The sequence below is a fragment of the Paraburkholderia nemoris genome (assembly GCF_905221015.1).
Classification (GTDB): domain Bacteria; phylum Pseudomonadota; class Gammaproteobacteria; order Burkholderiales; family Burkholderiaceae; genus Paraburkholderia; species Paraburkholderia nemoris.
Map to the genome: position 1 here is coordinate 170,214 of NZ_CAJNBO010000016.1, position 17,605 is coordinate 187,818.

The 17,605-nt window shown below is 57.9% G+C and carries 13 protein-coding genes and 1 pseudogene; 7 read left to right on the plus strand and 7 right to left on the minus strand.

Going from position 1 to position 17,605, the window contains the following annotated elements; translation table 11 throughout:
* Positions 1-27: 27 nt before the first annotated feature.
* Positions 28-1,608 carry a S41 family peptidase gene (locus KHO33_RS24705; protein ID WP_200563980.1) on the plus strand — a complete coding sequence of 527 codons (1,581 nt, stop codon included), beginning with the start codon at positions 28-30 and terminating at the stop codon, positions 1,606-1,608.
* A 176-nt stretch (positions 1,609-1,784) separates the two neighbouring features.
* Entirely contained in the window at positions 1,785-2,543 is a 759-nt protein-coding gene (locus KHO33_RS24710) for a HesA/MoeB/ThiF family protein (RefSeq protein ID WP_200563982.1), read from the plus strand.
* Between the two features lie 85 nt (positions 2,544-2,628).
* Here the strand turns inward: KHO33_RS24710 and ptsP are convergent, their stop codons facing one another.
* The 7 genes from ptsP to KHO33_RS24745 all read right to left on the minus strand — a co-directional run bounded on the left by ptsP (position 2,629) and on the right by KHO33_RS24745 (position 10,370).
* Positions 2,629-4,377 carry a phosphoenolpyruvate--protein phosphotransferase gene (gene ptsP, locus KHO33_RS24715; RefSeq protein WP_200563985.1) on the minus strand — a complete coding sequence of 583 codons (1,749 nt, stop codon included), beginning with the start codon at positions 4,375-4,377 and terminating at the stop codon, positions 2,629-2,631.
* Between the two features lie 288 nt (positions 4,378-4,665).
* Positions 4,666-4,935: an HPr family phosphocarrier protein gene (locus KHO33_RS24720; RefSeq protein WP_054035732.1), complete on the minus strand. Its 270-nt coding sequence runs from the start codon at positions 4,933-4,935 to the stop codon at positions 4,666-4,668.
* Between the two features lie 105 nt (positions 4,936-5,040).
* Positions 5,041-5,568 (minus strand): PTS sugar transporter subunit IIA, encoded by a 528-nt coding sequence (locus KHO33_RS24725; protein ID WP_054035731.1) that lies wholly within the window; start codon positions 5,566-5,568, stop codon positions 5,041-5,043.
* Positions 5,569-5,899: 331 nt separating this feature from the next.
* Positions 5,900-6,856, minus strand: a complete 957-nt coding sequence (gene gshB / locus KHO33_RS24730) for a glutathione synthase (protein ID WP_054035728.1) — start codon at positions 6,854-6,856, stop codon at positions 5,900-5,902.
* A gap of 101 nt (positions 6,857-6,957) precedes the next feature.
* Positions 6,958-8,247 carry a glutamate--cysteine ligase gene (gene gshA / locus KHO33_RS24735; protein WP_054035726.1) on the minus strand — a complete coding sequence of 430 codons (1,290 nt, stop codon included), beginning with the start codon at positions 8,245-8,247 and terminating at the stop codon, positions 6,958-6,960.
* A 229-nt stretch (positions 8,248-8,476) separates the two neighbouring features.
* Positions 8,477-9,988: an ammonium transporter gene (locus KHO33_RS24740; protein ID WP_200563987.1), complete on the minus strand. Its 1,512-nt coding sequence runs from the start codon at positions 9,986-9,988 to the stop codon at positions 8,477-8,479.
* Positions 9,989-10,031: 43 nt separating this feature from the next.
* Positions 10,032-10,370 carry a P-II family nitrogen regulator gene (locus KHO33_RS24745; protein WP_006048089.1) on the minus strand — a complete coding sequence of 113 codons (339 nt, stop codon included), beginning with the start codon at positions 10,368-10,370 and terminating at the stop codon, positions 10,032-10,034.
* A gap of 399 nt (positions 10,371-10,769) precedes the next feature.
* Between KHO33_RS24745 and KHO33_RS24750 the strand changes: the two genes are divergently transcribed.
* The 5 genes and pseudogenes from KHO33_RS24750 to KHO33_RS24770 all read left to right on the plus strand — a co-directional run bounded on the left by KHO33_RS24750 (position 10,770) and on the right by KHO33_RS24770 (position 16,798).
* Complete coding sequence (locus KHO33_RS24750) at positions 10,770-11,027, plus strand: accessory factor UbiK family protein (RefSeq protein ID WP_175051982.1); 258 nt, start codon at positions 10,770-10,772, stop codon at positions 11,025-11,027.
* Between the two features lie 121 nt (positions 11,028-11,148).
* Positions 11,149-11,355, plus strand: a pseudogene (locus KHO33_RS24755) (magnesium chelatase domain-containing protein); the annotation flags it as partial.
* A gap of 388 nt (positions 11,356-11,743) precedes the next feature.
* The gene (locus KHO33_RS24760) at positions 11,744-13,051 is read left to right on the plus strand and encodes a site-specific integrase (protein ID WP_200563991.1); all 1,308 of its coding nucleotides are present in this window, start codon (positions 11,744-11,746) and stop codon (positions 13,049-13,051) included.
* Entirely contained in the window at positions 13,044-14,777 is a 1,734-nt protein-coding gene (locus KHO33_RS24765; protein ID WP_200563993.1) for a site-specific integrase, read from the plus strand. The genes KHO33_RS24760 and KHO33_RS24765 overlap by 8 nt, the downstream gene beginning before the upstream one ends.
* Positions 14,774-16,798, plus strand: coding sequence for a site-specific integrase (locus KHO33_RS24770; protein WP_200563996.1), 2,025 nt, complete (start codon positions 14,774-14,776; stop codon positions 16,796-16,798). The genes KHO33_RS24765 and KHO33_RS24770 overlap by 4 nt, the downstream gene beginning before the upstream one ends.
* Positions 16,799-17,605 lie beyond the last annotated feature (807 nt).

Genomic DNA, 17,605 nt, shown 5'->3' on the forward strand with positions numbered 1-17,605 from the left:
CACGCGCTCCCGACCGCAACAGACTCTATGCGAAAGAACCTGAAAAATATCGGCCTGATTGCCGCGGGCCTTGCTACCGGCGCATTTGCCACCCTGCAACTCTCCGCCTCGGCCCAGCAACCCGCCAGCGCCGCCTCGAGCGCCGTCGCACCGTTGCCGCTGGACCAACTCCGGCTCTTTGCCGAAGTTTTCGGGCAAATCAAGCATGAGTACGTCGAACCGGTGGACGATAAAAAACTCCTCACCGCCGCGATCAAGGGCATGGTGTCGAGCCTCGACCCGCACTCGTCGTATCTCGACAAGACCGATTACGAAGAGCTGCAGGAGCAGACCAAGGGTCGCTTCGCGGGTCTCGGCATCGAAATTTCGTCGGAAGACGGCCTGATCAAGGTGATCTCGCCGATTGAAGACACGCCCGCATTCCGCGCCGGCATCCGTCCGGGCGACCTGATCACCCGCATTAATGACAAGCCGGTGCGCGGCATGACGCTCGACCAGGCCGTCAAGCAGATGCGCGGCGACCCGGGCACCAAGGTCACACTGACCATCTTCCGCAAGACCGACGACCGTACGTTCCCGCTCACGGTGACGCGCGCAATCATCAAGGTCCAGTCGGTCAAGATGAAGATCCTGGCGCCGGGCTACGCGTATGTCCGCATCACCAGCTTCCAGGAACGCACCACGCCTGATCTGGCTGCGAAGCTGCAAGACATCGCCCGTCAACAGACGAACCTGAAGGGTCTCGTGCTCGACCTGCGCAATAACGGCGGCGGTCTGCTGCAAAGCGCGGTCGGCGTGGCCGGCGCGTTCCTGCCGCCGAATTCGGTTGTCGTGTCCACCAACGGCCAGATTCCGGATTCGAAGCAGGTCTATCGCGACACGTACGATAACTACCGCCTGCAATCGTTCGACAGCGATCCGCTGAAAGACGAAGCACCGATCTTCAAGACGGTGCCGATGATCGTGCTGACCAACGCCTACTCGGCATCGGCTTCGGAAATCGTCGCGGGCGCGCTGCAGGATCAGCATCGTGCGCTGATCGTCGGCAAGACCACGTTCGGCAAGGGCTCGGTGCAAACCGTCCGTCCTATGACGGCCGACACGGCACTGCGTCTGACCACGGCGTACTACTACACGCCGAGCGGCCGTTCGATCCAGAATAAGGGCATCCGTCCTGACATCGCGGTTGATCAATACGCGGAAGGCGATCCGGACGATGCACTGGTGACCCGCGAAGTCGACTACTCGAACCACCTTGCGAACACGCAGGATCCGAACGAGAAGAAGGAAGCGGAACAGCGCGAACAGGAACGCATGGACCAGTTGCGCCAGCTTGAAGAGCAGAACGACAAGAAGACGCCGGAACAGCGTCAGAAGGATCGTGAGCGCAAGCCGGTCGAGTTCGGTTCGACCGACGACTTCATGCTGACGCAGGCATTGAACAAGCTGGAAGGCAAGCCGGTGCAGGAATCGAAGTCGCTGACCGAGCGGCGTCTCGCGCAGAACAAGCCGGCAGCATCGGCCTCCGCGCCGGTCGCGGTGAAGCCGACGCAACCGGTACCGGGCGCATCGGTCCCGGCCTCGGCGCCTGCTACGCAAAGCAACTAAGCAGCAAACCCAACGTGTCTTCGCAGCGGAACGTGCTGCGAAGACACGTGGCAGTACGGTTGTAATACCCGGCACCAGCAAGAACACCCGCTCCCCGGCGCGATTAAAATAACGAAACCGCGCATGGCAGGCCATCGGTCCTGCATCTCATTGCGCGACACTCCACGCGCCCCGCCATGAATGACGATCAACTCCTCCGCTATTCCCGCCACATCCTCGTCGACGAAATCGGCATCGAGGCGCAGCAGCGCTTTATCGACGCGCACGCGATCATCGTCGGTGCGGGCGGTCTGGGTTCGCCGGCAGCGATGTATCTGGCGGCGGCAGGCGTCGGCCGTCTGACGCTGGTCGATGCGGATACGGTCGACCTGACCAATCTGCAGCGGCAGATTTTGCATGTGACGGCGTCGGTCGGGCGCAAGAAGGTGGAGTCCGGGCGCGATGCGATCGCCCAGATCAATCCTGAGGTGGTGGTAAACGCGGTGGCCGAACGCGTCGACGATGCATGGCTCGAGCGCGAGGTGCCGCACGCCACGGTCGTGCTCGATTGCACGGATAACTTCGCGACGCGCCACGCGATCAATCGCGCCAGCGTGAAGCATGGCGTACCGCTGGTCTCAGGCGCGGCCTTGCGGTTCGACGGCCAGATCAGCACCTTCGATTTCCGCGACGCCGCGTCGCCCTGCTATGCGTGCGTGTTTCCTGAGGATCAGCCGTTCGAGGAAGTCGCGTGTTCAACCATGGGCGTATTCGCGCCCACGGTCGGCATCATCGGTTCGATGCAAGCGGCTGAAGCGCTAAAGGTGATCGGCGGAATCGGCACGCCGCTGGTGGGCCGTCTCACGATGCTCGATTCGCTGCGAATGGAATGGAACACGATGCGCATTGCGCGTCAGCCGGATTGCCCGGTATGTGGACAACGGCATCAGGTCTGAGCCCACGCAAGCAAGACACTAAAAGGAAAACGCCACACACATGTGCGGCGTTTTTCATTTGAACCCACCAATCCGGTTGTCAGTTTCAAGCCAACACCACGCGCTTGAGCGCCGCCTGCACCTCTTCCGGTTCGAACGAAGCCAGCACGTCGGCCACCGGCTTCTCGAGCGTCTTCAGATGCGAGCGCAGGACTTCCTGTTTGACCACCAGTAACTGGCTCGGATGCATCGAGAACTCAGTGAGGCCCATGCCGAGCAACAGACGCGTCAACGCCGGGTCGCCCGCCATCTCGCCGCACACCGACACCGGCACCCCCGCGCGCTTCGCCTCGCGCAGCGTGAAGGCGATCAGATGCAGCACCGCCGGATGCAGCGGGTCGTACAGATGCGCGACCGAGTTGTCCGCGCGATCGATCGCCAGCGTGTACTGGATCAGATCGTTGGTGCCGATCGACAGGAAATCCAGCCGCTTGAGAAACAACGGCAATGCAATCGCGGCAGCCGGAATCTCGATCATCGCGCCGACCTGCACGTTCGGATCGTAGGCAATACCGGCATCGTCCAGCTGACGCTTGGCCTCGCGAATCAGATCGAGCGTCTGATCGATCTCCTGCGCGTGCGCGAGCATCGGAATCAGAATCTTCACCTTGCCGAACGCCGACGCACGGAGAATCGCGCGCAGTTGTGTCAGGAACATCTGCGGTTCCGAGAGGCTCCAGCGAATCGCTCTGAGACCCAGGGCGGGGTTCGGCGCGGTTTCGTAGCCGTCACCCCCGGCCATCGAATCGAGCGGCTTGTCGGCGCCGACGTCGATCGTACGGATCGTCACCGGCAAGCCGTTCATCAACTCGACGGCGCGACGATAGGCCGCAAACTGCTCTTCCTCTTCCGGCAACTGGTGCTTGTGATTCATGAACAGGAACTCGGTGCGGAACAGGCCCACCCCGGTTGCGCCCGAATCGACCGCCGCGCGCGCGTCCTCCGGCAACTCGATGTTCGCGCATAGCTCGATGCGTGTGCCGCAGAGTGTTTGTGTGGGCGAAAACTTCAGCCGTTGCAGCTTGCGCTGCTCCAACTCTTTTTCGCTCTGACGGTACGAGTATTCTTCCAGCACGATCGGTGCGGGATCGACGATCACGATGCCGTGATCACCGTCGACAATGATCAGGTCGTCTTGCCGGATCAACTGGCTCGCATGCTGCACGCCGACCGCGGCCGGAATGCCGAGGCTGCGCGCGACAATCGCCGTATGCGAAGTCCGTCCGCCGAGATCGGTGACGAAGCCCTGAAACGTTTGCGTCTTGAACTGCATCATGTCGGCCGGCGCGATGTCATGCGCGACCACGATCATCTCGTCGCAGGTCCCGTGCACGCTGTCCACCAGCGCCACCGACGCGCCGGCGAGCGCCTTCAGCACGCGCTCCACCACCTGTTCGATGTCGGCTTTGCGTTCGCGCAGGTATTCGTCTTCGATATCGTCGAAATGGCGCGACAGGCGCTCGAGTTGTTCGGTCAGCGCCCACTCCACGTTGTAACGGCGCGTACGGATCAGGTCGATGGTTTCCTGCACGAGCATTGCATCGTTCAGGATCATTGAATGAACGTTGATGAACGCGCCCATTTCGCTCGGCGCGTCTGCCGCGAGATCGGCGCGCAACGTGTCGAGCTCGTAATGCACATGTTGCTGGGCCGTGCGGAAGCGCTCGATCTCGCCCTCGATCTGGGCGGGTTCGATCAAATAGTGGTCTACGTCAAGTGCAGCCGGGGCGATCAGATAGGCCCGCCCGATGGCGATACCGCGTGACACGGGAATTCCATGCAGCGTGAAGGACACGCGCACCTCCTCTAGTTGTGTGATGCCGCGGCAAACCGCTGCAATGCTCTCAGACTCTGCTGGCCATTATAAATTCCACGCCCGTTGTAGATACGTTAGGTCTGTGTGCAGCGCAGCACGAAATACCGTAACCGACCACAACAATGCGCCTTCGACGAGCTTGCGTTCCGGCAACGCGAACCCCTGCGCGCCGCGGGCAAGCGCTTCTCAAGCTGAGATTGTCTCGCGCTAAAAAAAATGCCGCGGACAGCCGCGGCATTTTGCTTCAGGCAACGGTAACGCGTGAATTCACTGACCTTCGCCGAATTTATCAGCAATCAGTTTCAACAATGCGTCCATGGCTTCCTTTTCGTCGGTGCCTTCTGTTTCGATCAGCACCGTGCTGCCTATACCCGCGGCCAGCATCATCACACCCATGATGCTCTTGGCATTGATACGGCGGCCATTGCGGCTCATCCAGATTTCCGCCTGGTAGTTGCCCGCGAGTTGCGTCAACTTGGCCGACGCGCGCGCGTGCAGCCCCAGCTTGTTCACAATAGTCGTTTCCTGTTGCAGCATGTGATGGTCCGAAGCGCGGGTAAGTGTTGTAGTGAAAGGTGAAACTGCAAACCAGCTGCGATTGGGCGCGACCCAATCGCAATCGTTTAAAGCCGTGAGATCCGCTTACAACCCGGTCGAGCCGGCTTTCTGCGTCAGGTCGGCCTCGGCCGGCAACGCTTGCAAACAGTCAGCGGCGGCGGCCTCTGGCGGCAAAGCGGGCAAACAGTCACCGGACTCCGCAGACGGCGCAACCGGCGCCGGCGTGGCGGGCCCGATTGCGTGCACGCCCTTGGTAGCCCCGGCGAGCGCTTTGTCGACCAGCGTGTCGAGCGGCGTTGCGCGATAACAGACCGCACGCACCAGCATCGGCAGATTGACGCCGCACAGCACACGAACGTTCGGCACCGAAGCGAGCCGCCCGGCGATATTCGCCGGCGTGGCGCCGAACATGTCGGTGAGCACGAGTGCGCCGTTTTCTTCCTTGAGCCGCTCGATTTCCGAATGCGCGAACGCGACCTGCTGTGCGGGATCGCAATCCGGCGATACATCGATCACGCCGATGCGAGCCGGCAAGCCACCGTAGATGTGCGAAATACAATCGCGCAACGCGGTGGCGAACGGAGCGTGCGCAATGATCAGAATGCCTGCCATGTCAGCCTTACTGCAAAAGAACGGCCCCGAACCGTGGACCGGGACGAAACCCGGTTCGTAAGCGCCCTCGACTGGCCGTGGGTCGTGAGGGCCGGAACGCATCACCCGACGAGCGGCCCGCGGTGCCTGATATCGCCAAGGCACAGGCGGGAAACAGCTCGTTCACAGTCCGCAATCCATACCAGTGGCGTCTGACAGACACCTTCCACTCGGCTTGGCGCGGAAGAGCGGGCATTGTATCAGGCTCATTTTCCCGCCAAAGCCGGTGTTTTGCTTGATGCGCATTTACTACACAGTTTGGGGGCCTTGGCAGCCATTCAAGGGCTGCGCCTCAAGCGGCCGCTCGCTCCAATGCGTCGATGAACATCGCGGCGACATCGAAGCCGGTCTGATCCATGATCTCGCGGAAACACGTCGGGCTCGTCACGTTCACCTCGGTGAGCCAGTCGCCGATCGCATCCAGCCCGACCAGCAACAGGCCGCGCGCGGCGAGCGCCGGCGCAAGCGTGTCGGCGATCTTGCGATCGTGATCGGTCAGCGGGCGCGCCACGCCCAGTCCACCCGCCGCGAGGTTGCCGCGCACTTCATTGCCCTGAGGAATCCGCGCGAGCGAAAACGGCACCGCTTCGCCGCCAATCAGGAGAATGCGCTTGTCGCCCTCCTTGATCTCGGGGATGAACTTTTGCGCCATCACCGAGCGCGCGCCGTCGTGGCTCAGCATCTCGATGATCGAGCCGAGATTCATGCCGTCGGCCTTCACGCGGAACACGCCCATGCCACCCATACCGTCGAGCGGCTTCAGGATCACATCGCCGTGTTCTTCGTGAAAGGCGCGCAAACGGGCGGCGTCGCGCGTCACCAGAGTCGGCGCGACGAACTGCGCGAACTCGCCGATCGCCAGCTTTTCCGAATGATCGCGAATCGCCTGCGGCTTGTTGAAAATGCGCGCGCCGCCGCGTTCGGCGATTTCCAGCAACCACGTCGACGTCACGTATTCCATGTCGAACGGCGGGTCTTTGCGCATCACGACCGCACTGAAACTCTTCAGCGATTTCGGCGTGGCCGCTTCAGCGGCGTACCACGTGTCGCGATGCAGGTCGGTCACGTCGCCGGTAATCGCAAAGCGCTGCACGTTCGCCTCGACGTCGCCGCCGGTCCACGCCAGATGTTTCGGCTCACACGTGTAGAGCGTGTGACCGCGGCGTGCGGCTTCCGCCATCATCGCGTAGGTGGAATCTTTGTAGATCTTGAACTGCGTGAGCGGATCGGCAATGAAAAGAATGTCCATGAGGATTCCGGTGCGCCCTTAGGGCTTGGCATTGATCGTCAATATAGTCGCTGAAAATGACGATGGCGGCACGCATGCCGCCATCGACCATCTCGCGAGGCTTAAACCTGAATTGCTTCCGGATCGGTCTTTTCCAGTTCGACCGATGCGGCCAGCAACCCGAGCCGCGCCACCACGCCGTACATATAGAAGCGGTTCGGCACCGCCGCGCCGGGCTTGGCGTGCGCATCCGGCAGGGCCGTATGCTCGAAGCCGAGCGGCACGAAGTGCATGCCGGGTGCGTTCAGGTTCTGATCGCGCTCGCGGCTGCCGTGCACGCGGTAGAAGCCGCCCACCACGTAACGGTCGATCATGTACACGACCGGCTCGGCGACTTCTTCGCCGATCCGCTCGAAGGTGTACACGCCTTCCTGCACGATCACGTCATGCACTTCGAGGCCGTCTTTGGTGGCGGCCATCTTGGCGCGTTCGCGCTTGGTGAGCGCGGCCACTTCCGAGGCGTCGTGCACGGTCATCACGCCCATGCCATAAGTGCCCGCATCCGACTTGATGACAACATACGGTTTCTCGGAAATGCCGTACTCGCGATACTTCCTCGCGATTTTCTTCAGGACACCGTCGATCGCATCCGCCAGCGCTTCCTCACCGGTGCGCTCCTGGAAATCGACGCCTTCAACGTGCGCGAAGTACGGATTGATCATCCACGGATCGATCTCGACCATCTTCGCAAACTTCTTCGCGACGTCGTCATAACAGGAGAAATGCGTCGATTTACGGCGAACCGCCCAGCCGGCATGCAGCGGCGGCAGCAGATACTGCTCGTGCAGATTTTCCAGCACGGGCGGAATGCCGCCTGACAGGTCATTGTTCAGCAGAATCGAGCACGGGTCGAAATTCTTCAGGCCGAGGCGCCGCGGCGTGCGTTCGAGCGGCTCGAGCACGAGCTTCTGGCCGTCGGACAGGGCAATCGTGACCGGCCCGACGATGCTTTCGTCGAGCGTGCCGAATCGCACGTTCAAGCCGGCCTGGCGCATGATCGCGGCCAGACGGGCGACATTCTCCAGATAAAACGCGTTGCGCGTATGACGCTCGGGGATCACCAGCAGATTCTTAGCATCCGGGCAGATCTTTTCGATCGACGCCATCGCGGCCTGCACGGCGAGCGGCAGCACTTCCTGCGGCAGATTGTTGAATGCGCCGGGAAACAGATTGGTATCGACCGGCGCGAGCTTGAACCCCGCGTTACGCAGGTCGACTGAACAGTAGAACGGCGGCGTGTGCTCCTGCCATTCGAGCCGGAACCAGCGTTCGATGGCGGGGGTAGCGTCGAGGATCTTCCGCTCGAGATCGAGCAGCGGGCCGTTTAACGCCGTAACTAGGTGCGGAACCATTGATCACTCGCAGACTGGAGAAAAAAGATTGTAGAGCAAATGCTTTGTCCATTTGGGGACGCTTTCTCCATTCGCAAGCGGATGCGAATGCATTCTCGCTATCGCCATGATAGGCGGGGAAAACTGCTGTTACCAAGATAGCCGGCAAGAAAAAAGCCCGCCATAAAGGCGGGCCAAAGTCGCTGCGCTTGATTCTGATCCGCAAGTCCTGAGACTTGCGGGGGAATCCTTATTCGACGTGTTCGCCGTGCAGGCTCACGTCCAGACCTTCGCGTTCTTCTTCTTCCGTCACGCGCAGGCCCATCACCATGTCAATCACCTTCAGCAGGATGTAGCTCACCACACCGCTGTAGACCAGCGTCGTCAGCACGCCCTTGGCTTGCAGGATGACGCTGCCGTCCGCGCCGCCGATGTCCTTGACCGCGAACACGCCGGTCAGGATTGCACCCACGATACCGCCGATGCAGTGCACGCCGAACGCGTCGAGCGAGTCGTCGTAACCGAGCTTGTGCTTGAGCCACGTTGCCGACCAGAAGCAGATCACGCCTGCCGCGATACCGATCACCAGCGAACCCGCCATACCGACGAAGCCCGAAGCCGGCGTAATCGCCACCAGACCTGCCACGGCGCCCGACACGATACCGAGTACCGACGGCTTACCCTTGGTTGCCCATTCGGCGAACATCCATGCGAGTGCTGCTGCTGCGGTTGCCACTTGCGTTGCGAACATCGCGAAACCGGCACGGCCGTCTGCTGCCACTGCCGAACCCGCGTTGAAGCCGAACCAGCCTACCCACAGCATGGCGCCACCGATCAGCGTGAGCGTCAGGTTGTGCGGGGCCATCGCTTCCTTGCCGTAGCCGACGCGCTTGCCGAGCACCAGAGCACAGACCAGCGCCGCGATACCGGCGTTGATGTGCACCACCGTGCCGCCCGCGAAGTCGAGGATGCCCGCGCTAGCCAGCCAGCCGGTCGGTTCCCAGACCATGTGTGCGATCGGCGAGTAGACGATGATCGACCACAGCGTCATGAACACGAGCATTGCCGAGAACTTCATACGGTCCGCAAACGCGCCCGTGATCAGTGCCGGGGTAATGATCGCGAACGTCATCTGATAGACGACGTAGACCGTTTCCGGGATCGTCGGCGCGAGGTGGCTGACGGTCAGCGTCGTGGCCTTGTCGCCCTTGATGTAGTTCATGCCCGCCATGAAGAAGCGCGAGAAGCCGCCAATGAACGAGTTACCCGGCGTGAACGCGAGGCTGTAGCCCACGATGACCCAGATGATCGACACCAGGCAGGTGATCGCGAAGCTTTGCATCAGGATCGCGAGCACGCTCTTCTTGCGGACCATGCCGCCGTAGAACAGCGCCAGGCCCGGGATCGTCATGAACAGGACGAGCGCGGTGGAGGTCAGCATCCAGGCGGTGTCGCCCGAATTGATCTTCGACGAATCGACCGAGAACGGCGCGGTCGGGGCGGCAGGTGCGGCGTCCGATGCTGCCGGCGCGGCTGCGGCGGCGCTGGCAGCCGGTGCGGCGGACGCATCAGCGGCCGGTGCCGAAGCCGCGGCGGCAGCGGGTGCTGCCGAGGCGTCAGGCGCCGGCGCACTCGCCGTCGTATCGGAAGCAGCAGGCGCCGAGGCGGCTGCAGGGGCGGAAGCGTCGTCCGCGAGGGCGGCGCCGATACCGCCCGCGAGCAGCGAACCGGCCATCAGCATGGACATCAATAATTTGCGCATCTTCGTTTCCTCTTGTCGCTATCTGTGTCGCTATCTTTTGGTATTACAGAGCGTCCGCGCCGGTCTCCCCGGTGCGAATCCGAATCACTTGCTCGATCGGCGTGACAAAAATCTTGCCGTCGCCGATCTTGCCTGTGCGTGCCGCGCGTTCGAGCGCCTCGATCGCCTGGTCGACGATGTCGTCCGAGACCGCGGCCTCGATCTTCACCTTCGGCAGGAAATCGACGACGTATTCAGCGCCCCGATACAGTTCCGTGTGGCCCTTCTGACGACCGAAGCCTTTGACTTCCGTCACCGTGATGCCTGAGACGCCGATGGCCGACAAGGCTTCGCGCGCCTCATCGAGCTTGAACGGCTTGATGATTGCGGTAATGAGTTTCATGAAATCCCTCGCTAAGTTGCGTAACCCGTTGCGTAACCCTGTTTGCGTACCCTGTAACCCGTTCGCGTGGTCTCGTTCCGCTGCCGGTAAAAAGCACCCGGCAGTGCGCGCGGGGCAGTAACAGCAACTCGCATGCCATGTTGTGTCAGACTTCGTCCGGGGCATGCTGCAGAAGGGGTGCAAGCGGCCCTGGCCGGATGGCCAACGTTGGCGGGGACCGGTGGCGCGGCGTATGGATCGTTGCTAGAGTGTTCGAAGGCTTTTAACGTTTGAGCGCGCACCAAACGGGCTCATACGGCAGCGGCAGGCAACAAGCCATGCACCAAGACGGCCCATTCAACGTGACAAAGCACAGGCGCAATGAAACATGCACATTTTTTGTGCATTAAGGGGAACACCATGAAACAACCGAACGATGTCTTTAACGATTTTCAGGCCCGCATGAGCGAGCTGTTCAAGAACTCGCCGGCCAAGGATGTCGAACGCAACGTGAAAGCCATGCTCTCGCAAGGCTTCTCCAAGCTCGACCTGGTTACGCGTGAGGAATTCGATACGCAGACCCAGGTGCTGGTGCGCACCCGCGCGCGCCTCGAGGAACTGGAGCGCCGCGTCGCCGAGCTCGAACAGAAGCTGCCGGTCACAACGCCGACACCCTGAAGCCTGGCTCGCAGCGCTTTAGCTGCGTAGTGCTGCACATCACTGGCAAGCGAGCCGTGACGTCATCAGCGTTTTAGGGGACTTGCGCGCGCCCAGGGCGCGCGGTCCGACGGGAGAAAACATGTCGCTTGCCGTGGTGCGCAGTCGCGCGCCGGCCTCTGGCCGCGCGCCCGAAGTAACCGTCGAGGTCCACCTCGCGAACGGATTACCCTCTTTTTCGATCGTCGGCCTTCCGGATCTGGAAGTGCGCGAAAGCCGCGAGCGCGTGCGCGCGGCGCTGCAGAACTGCAGCTTCGATTTCCCAGTGCGGCGCATTACCGTCACACTCCAAGGGTTTCATAGCACCCCATGGACACGCCAAAAACGTCCATGGGATAAAGCCTTCCGTCGAATGGCCGTCATGTCCATGGTTGGACTTAGAATGGCAACTTAACTTAGCTCATCCATGTCCATGCCCAGCCAGCGGGTCAATCCGCGTAGCGTCGTTGCGAATGAGGCACACGGTCAAAAATTTGGTAAATTGTCTTTGCATTGACAAGGGCGAGTAGCGGACATTGCGCCCTCGCGGCGTATGGAAACGTCGTGCCGGGAAACATGTTCGAAGCGCTTACATGTTTTCGACTCCTTGAGACCTACCTGCCGCACTAGCCACCTGAGCCACAGGTTTGTGCAGCGCCCACCGCAAATAGATCAGACATATCGGGGAAACAAAGCCTATGGCTCGTCTCGATTACATCGATTTCACCGTTCACGTGCCCACCGTAACGGCAGATCAAGTCTTATGGGCTCCAAGAGTCACCCCGACAACGGGGGTGCGCATTGTCAAAAATCTTCCCCACTTTTTTTGGGCTGACGGCCGTCCGTGGCTCGAGGGAAACCTGTGGGCGAGCCGACAGGTGGACCGTATTCTGAGCGGTGAGTTGAAACTCAAAACGATTCAGACCAGCGCGCTCGCCATTCACGCGTACATGCAATTTCTGGAAGCGGAAGAAATCGACTGGTGGCACTTCCCGCCAGAGCGCGAAAAAAGATGTCTGATCCGCTACCGAGGCTTTTTGATTAAGTGCCGAACCGAGGGAAAAATCACAGCCTCCACGACATCGTCCCGAATGTCGACCGTTATCAGTTTTTATCGGTGGATACGCGCTGAGCACCTGCTTACTACTGCAATACAACCATTCAGCGAACGCGTGGTAGGCATTAGGGTACAAGACACGTCCGGCTTCCGCCGCACGATAGGAGTAACAACTACGGACCTAGCGATACCGAATCGCGGCCGTAGTGCGAGCGACCTTGAAGATGGCCTCCTTCCAGTCAGTCTGGAGGAGCGTAACCGAATCTTGGCGTTCGCCGAACTGCATTGCTCAGAAGAACTGTACTTGATGCTCGCGCTGGGTTTTGGGACCGGCATGCGCCTTGGTTCGATCACGGATCTAAAAATTCGTACTCTCTTGGCCGCCCAGCCTGATAGCCATACAGACAAGCTTCACTATCTAACAATCGGCCCCGGAGTCAAATACGCACCGGTACATACGAAATTTGACGTTGACGGCCAAGTCATCATTCCGACGATCCTCCTTGAACGCTTGCAAGTCTATGTGAATTCACCCCGTCGCCTCAAAAGGGAGGCAGCGGCCAGCGGCGAGGCGAAGCACATCGTGTTCTTGAATCGGTACGGAAAACCGTTCAGCCGAGGTGAAGACGGGCGATCTCCGTCCGTCAACACCGAAATGACTCGACTCCGGTGCAAAGCACGGACCGAGGGTCTCAACCTCGACAATTTCAAGTTTCATCGGAGCCGCGCAACGTTCGCAACCAGCATTGCGGACACCGCAATTTCAATGTCAGGAGCGTCGTCTGTCGGGAACATTGTCCAGCTTATTCGCGATCTTTTGCTGCACAAAGACGAGGCAACATCTATGCGCTACATCAAATTCGTCAGAAACCAAAAGGTAAAAGCGCAGTGGGCCAACGAATTTACGCGCTTGTTTGTTGGAGCAGCGATGAGTTCTGACAATGCATGACGATCCGCCCAACGCAACGTTGACGCGCGGCCTCGACTTTCCCGCGATGGATTATGGCCCACGGCAAGTTCCGATCACCATGTGTGCCCTGCTTTTTCGGGGTGGTGCCCGCCAAGATAGGCGTAACGTCGAGAGAGTACTTCAATCTGGGGATTTGGGCCCCGAAATTCCACAACGAATACCACTAGTCATCGACATCCATCGCTACCTTACAGCCGAACTGGTCGCGGGCGGTAGCCCACATACCCTGCGCGATTCGGTGGACAAGATGCGTTGGTTCTACACCTACGCAGACGAGCTCGGAGTCGACCCCGACAAGGCAAATGTGCGCTGGTTATTCAATAAGTGGACTCGCCACTTGCAGGACCAGATTGTCGCTCGCCGGTTGAAGAAGGCTACCGCGTTCCAGCGCGGAACCGGTGTGTCACGCATGCTCGCAGCCGCCCTCGACACCGACCGCAATTCAATTACTAGAGGGAGCCACTTGCAGTCGGATTCCTCCAAAAAGAAATCGCTCGGAGTTGAGACTGACAAGCAGAACCTCCAACACACTTTCGAGTTTGGAAATGACATTATCGATATCATCCAGTGTCTTACGGCGACAACGTGTCTAGGACCGCTCCCTGTGCCGATATCACTTCGGTCCGGCGCAACAATTCCGCTTTGGTGCGGCCTTATTCCTGAGGAAAAAGTTCGGGCGCTAACGGCTCCCGAACTTTGCATGCCGCACGACGTTAAAGAGGCCAAAGCGGTTCGAGAAAGGCGTTCGAACGACAACTCCGTCTCCTTTCGCCGACCAATAATAAATTTTCGGATTCAGGCAGAGTTTCTTCTTTTTATCTCGCAGACCGGCATGAACGCCGCTCCGGCATGTGCCCTCAAGATAGGAGATTTTCGATATGAAAGTTTTCAAAACGGATATCGGGTTCGAAAATACAAAAATAGAAAGAGAGGCGGAGTGGAATTCGAAATTTTTAGTGAATATCGGCCTCTTTTTGAGCGATACCTTGAATTTCGATCAGAATTCTTTCCGACAAATCAGACGGATCTATTGTTCCCGCTAACCGGCGACGGGTCACAGCCCAATCGTCACGGTTTTCGACCCCAATCTCTGAAGAAGTTCTTCAGGAGTGTTGGGCGCATATTTGTAAATGCAAAGGATCTGCGTCAGACCCGAATCAATTGGCTGCTTCGACAAACTGACGATCCCGGGATCGTTGCCGAGTTGGGACAACATAGCGAGCAAACCATGTTTCGCTCTTACATTAGACCGAATCATCAACGCGCAATTCGTGAATGGAGCGAGTTCTTTGCCGCGTATGACTCACATCTGGAGTCGCCCGCGCCTGGTAGTTGCGAAGAAAGAGCGCCCCTTCGTTCGGATGCGTTTGTATCGACTAGCCCCCAACCGGATTGCAAAAATCCGGCCGGCTGTTTATTTTGCTTTCACTACAGGGGCATCAACAATTTTGATTACGTTTGGTCCCTTTTCAGTTTTCGAGAACTGAAAATTCTCGAGTTGGCGAATTACAAAAAAATAGCTGGTACCAGCGTCAACAATCCCGTCATGATGTCCGTCGAACGCGTCACAGATATCGTGGATGAACTCAAACAGAAAGGCACGCTGCAACACGAGTGGTGGTCAGAGGCGCAATCGCGTATGCTCGAACGCCACCATCATCCAAGATGGGCGGGGTTCATCTCACTATCGGAGATGCTCGGATGAAGACCGATTGGAACTTAAAGTTACGCGTCCAAGCGTCGTCATTAATCGATACAGATTGTTGCCTGTTGTCATTCCCACCAGATCCGGATTTCCCGATCGTCAAGGCCAAAGATGGGGAGGTCATCAGCCGATACAAAGACCCGATCTGGAATCTTTCCGCAGCTGCCAAACGAAGCTGCAATTTGAATTTCGGCGACGGAGCCAGCCTGACGCGTTCGAAAAGGACGGGGGCAGAGTTGGACGAACGGAATGCGGCATTATTAAGAATTGCGATGGCATATCTGATGTACGGTGAACGCCCTCCGGCCAAGCCCTCTACCGTGATGGCCATGTTTAAAAGTTTGAAAGCAATATTTAAGCTTTGCCATCAAAATAAAATTGCCGCATCAGATTTAAGCAAATTTCCACTGATTATTGCCATGCTGCCGGGCGTTATCAAGAGTCGAAAATCCCACACATTGGTAATCTTACACGAGCTCTACAACGTCAGAGATGTTATTGGATTTACAATTTTAAATACAACTGACATACAAAAAACTGCAGAAGCGACTCCGTCACAAGATGTAAAACAAACACCTTACATTCCAAAAAGAATCTGGCTATATCAAGTCGGGCGATTGAGGGCGATGCTGGAGGATTATGTAGCTCATCAGGATAAAATAGAAGAATTTTTTGAATATTGCTTCGACGCTTATCTGGAAAATTATGAATCAATAGAAACTTTATTCGGCTTCAATCGAAAACGGAACCTCTCGCCGTTCAGCAAGGATACGATTCCAGTTAGAGGCGCCCGTTATCATGGCACCTTTACGGAAATTGCACAAAAATTCGGCATTTCCGAACTGATTTCCCGCTGGACCCGCCCCATTGGTGAAGAATTGGGTACGCACCTCAATCAAGGCGCCAACTATTTTTCGATGTATTTGAGCGCGGCAAGTTACGTTTCGCTGCTTTACATTGGAAATTTCTCCGGAATGAGAGCTACTGAGTTAAGTCTCCTGCGGACGGATTGCCTGGAAACAGAAGACGACGCTCGGCTTGGAAAAATATTTCTGATTCGCGGCGAGACATCTAAAACTCTAGATGATGACAGGGCATTATGGATAACGTCGCCGAAGGTTCAACTGGCCGTGCGAGTTGCTTCTTCTGTCTCACGACTGCGGGCCAAAATGGCAGCGACAAATCCACGATTGGCAGTTCCTCCAGAAGATATAGCAAATCCTTATCTAGATTTGCGCGCCTACGAGCCTTGGTCCATGAAAGAGCATCAAGAAGCACTTCCAGCGATTCGTACAAATTTTTCATATAAAGACTGGCGATCGATTTGCAACCAGCTCTTCGACCCAAGAATTATCGCGATAACAGAGGAGGACCTTGCGATCGCACGTCATGTGACACCATCGCTTGATATCGAGAAATTCGCAGTTGGGACGGAATGGCCATTTGCACTGCACCAACTACGTCGAACATTGACGGTAAACGCAGCAAACTCTGGAGTCAGTGATGAAGCGATTCAATATGAACTCCATCACCAATCAAAAAGCATGAGCCTTTACTACGCACAGGGTTACTCAAGGCTACCACTGAACAATGGGATCAAGGCCGAGTTTGTCGGGGCGATATATCACGCACTTGCAGTGAAGGCCTCGTCACTGGCTGACCCCGATTTCATTTCTCCATTGGGTCAGAAGCAAAAAGAAAAGATAGTACAGTTTATTTGCGACAAAGATATTTCGGATCTGAAGAAGCTGGCGCGAAAAGGACTCCTCTCGATCAGAGAAACCCTTTTGGGAGTGTGCCTGAATCGCGACTACTGTGAATTTGGTGGAATCGATTACGTTGCGCAATGTGTCCGCTGCAGCGAAGCGCTAGGTGACAAACGTAAACGACCTGGTTTAAAAGAACTCCAGACAACCGTACAAGATCAGATTGACGCTGCTACACCTGGTACACCGCTGCACGAAGCTTTGGCGGCACAACTGCTGGGTATCGAGGAGGCTCTAAATGTCATTGCCGACTAATTTGTCTGACAGCGCACAGAACGCGGAGTCGGAGTTCAAAGCGGCATTTCTACGGCTCAAAAAAAATGACCCAACGCGAGTCCCAAAAGGAACCTCCGTAAGCCAAAACAACGTCGCGAGGGAGGCCGGGCGGGATCCGTCTGCTTTGCGAAAGTCACGATACCCAAGCCTCATACGCGAAATTCAGGACTTTGTATCTCGCGGCCCCCTTCCCCAACATCCGTCGCCACGACAATCCGCGCTCGCGAGCCGCCGCCGAAGTAAAGGTCTGAAAAAGCGAGTTGCGGAGATGAAGTCAGATCGCGATCTAGCCCTAAGCCAGTTGACCTGCGCGAATGCGCGCATTTTGGAACTGGAGAACAGGCTTCGCGTTTTGGAGAACGATAGTCCTCAGGTCGTTGACCTCGACGAGCATCGCCGCGGCAACCTGTAGTCTTCATTTGCCAAACTGCTCGCGCAGCGCACTACACTAACTTCCGAGCAGGGCTAGCCAGGACGCTAAGATCGGCCATTTTGCGACTTCAGGCTCCGAGTCCGCCACATCGACAAGCTTGACTGAAGTCGAAACGCATTTGCTCTTCTCGGTTTGATTGCTCAACGAGCCATGCGGCTTCCACTATCACTAAGCATAAGAACAACTGAAAACGGTAACTTGACGCATTCCCTCGAGGTAGCCGAACGCAGATTTGAGCATCGTGCCTCGCCCGCCGCGGTCTCGGAAACGCTTCAGTACCTCGGAAAGAAGCGAGTGCGCGACGCTCGAACGAATCCACGGAGGCATGTCGGCGCGAACAGTTGTAGCCGCAC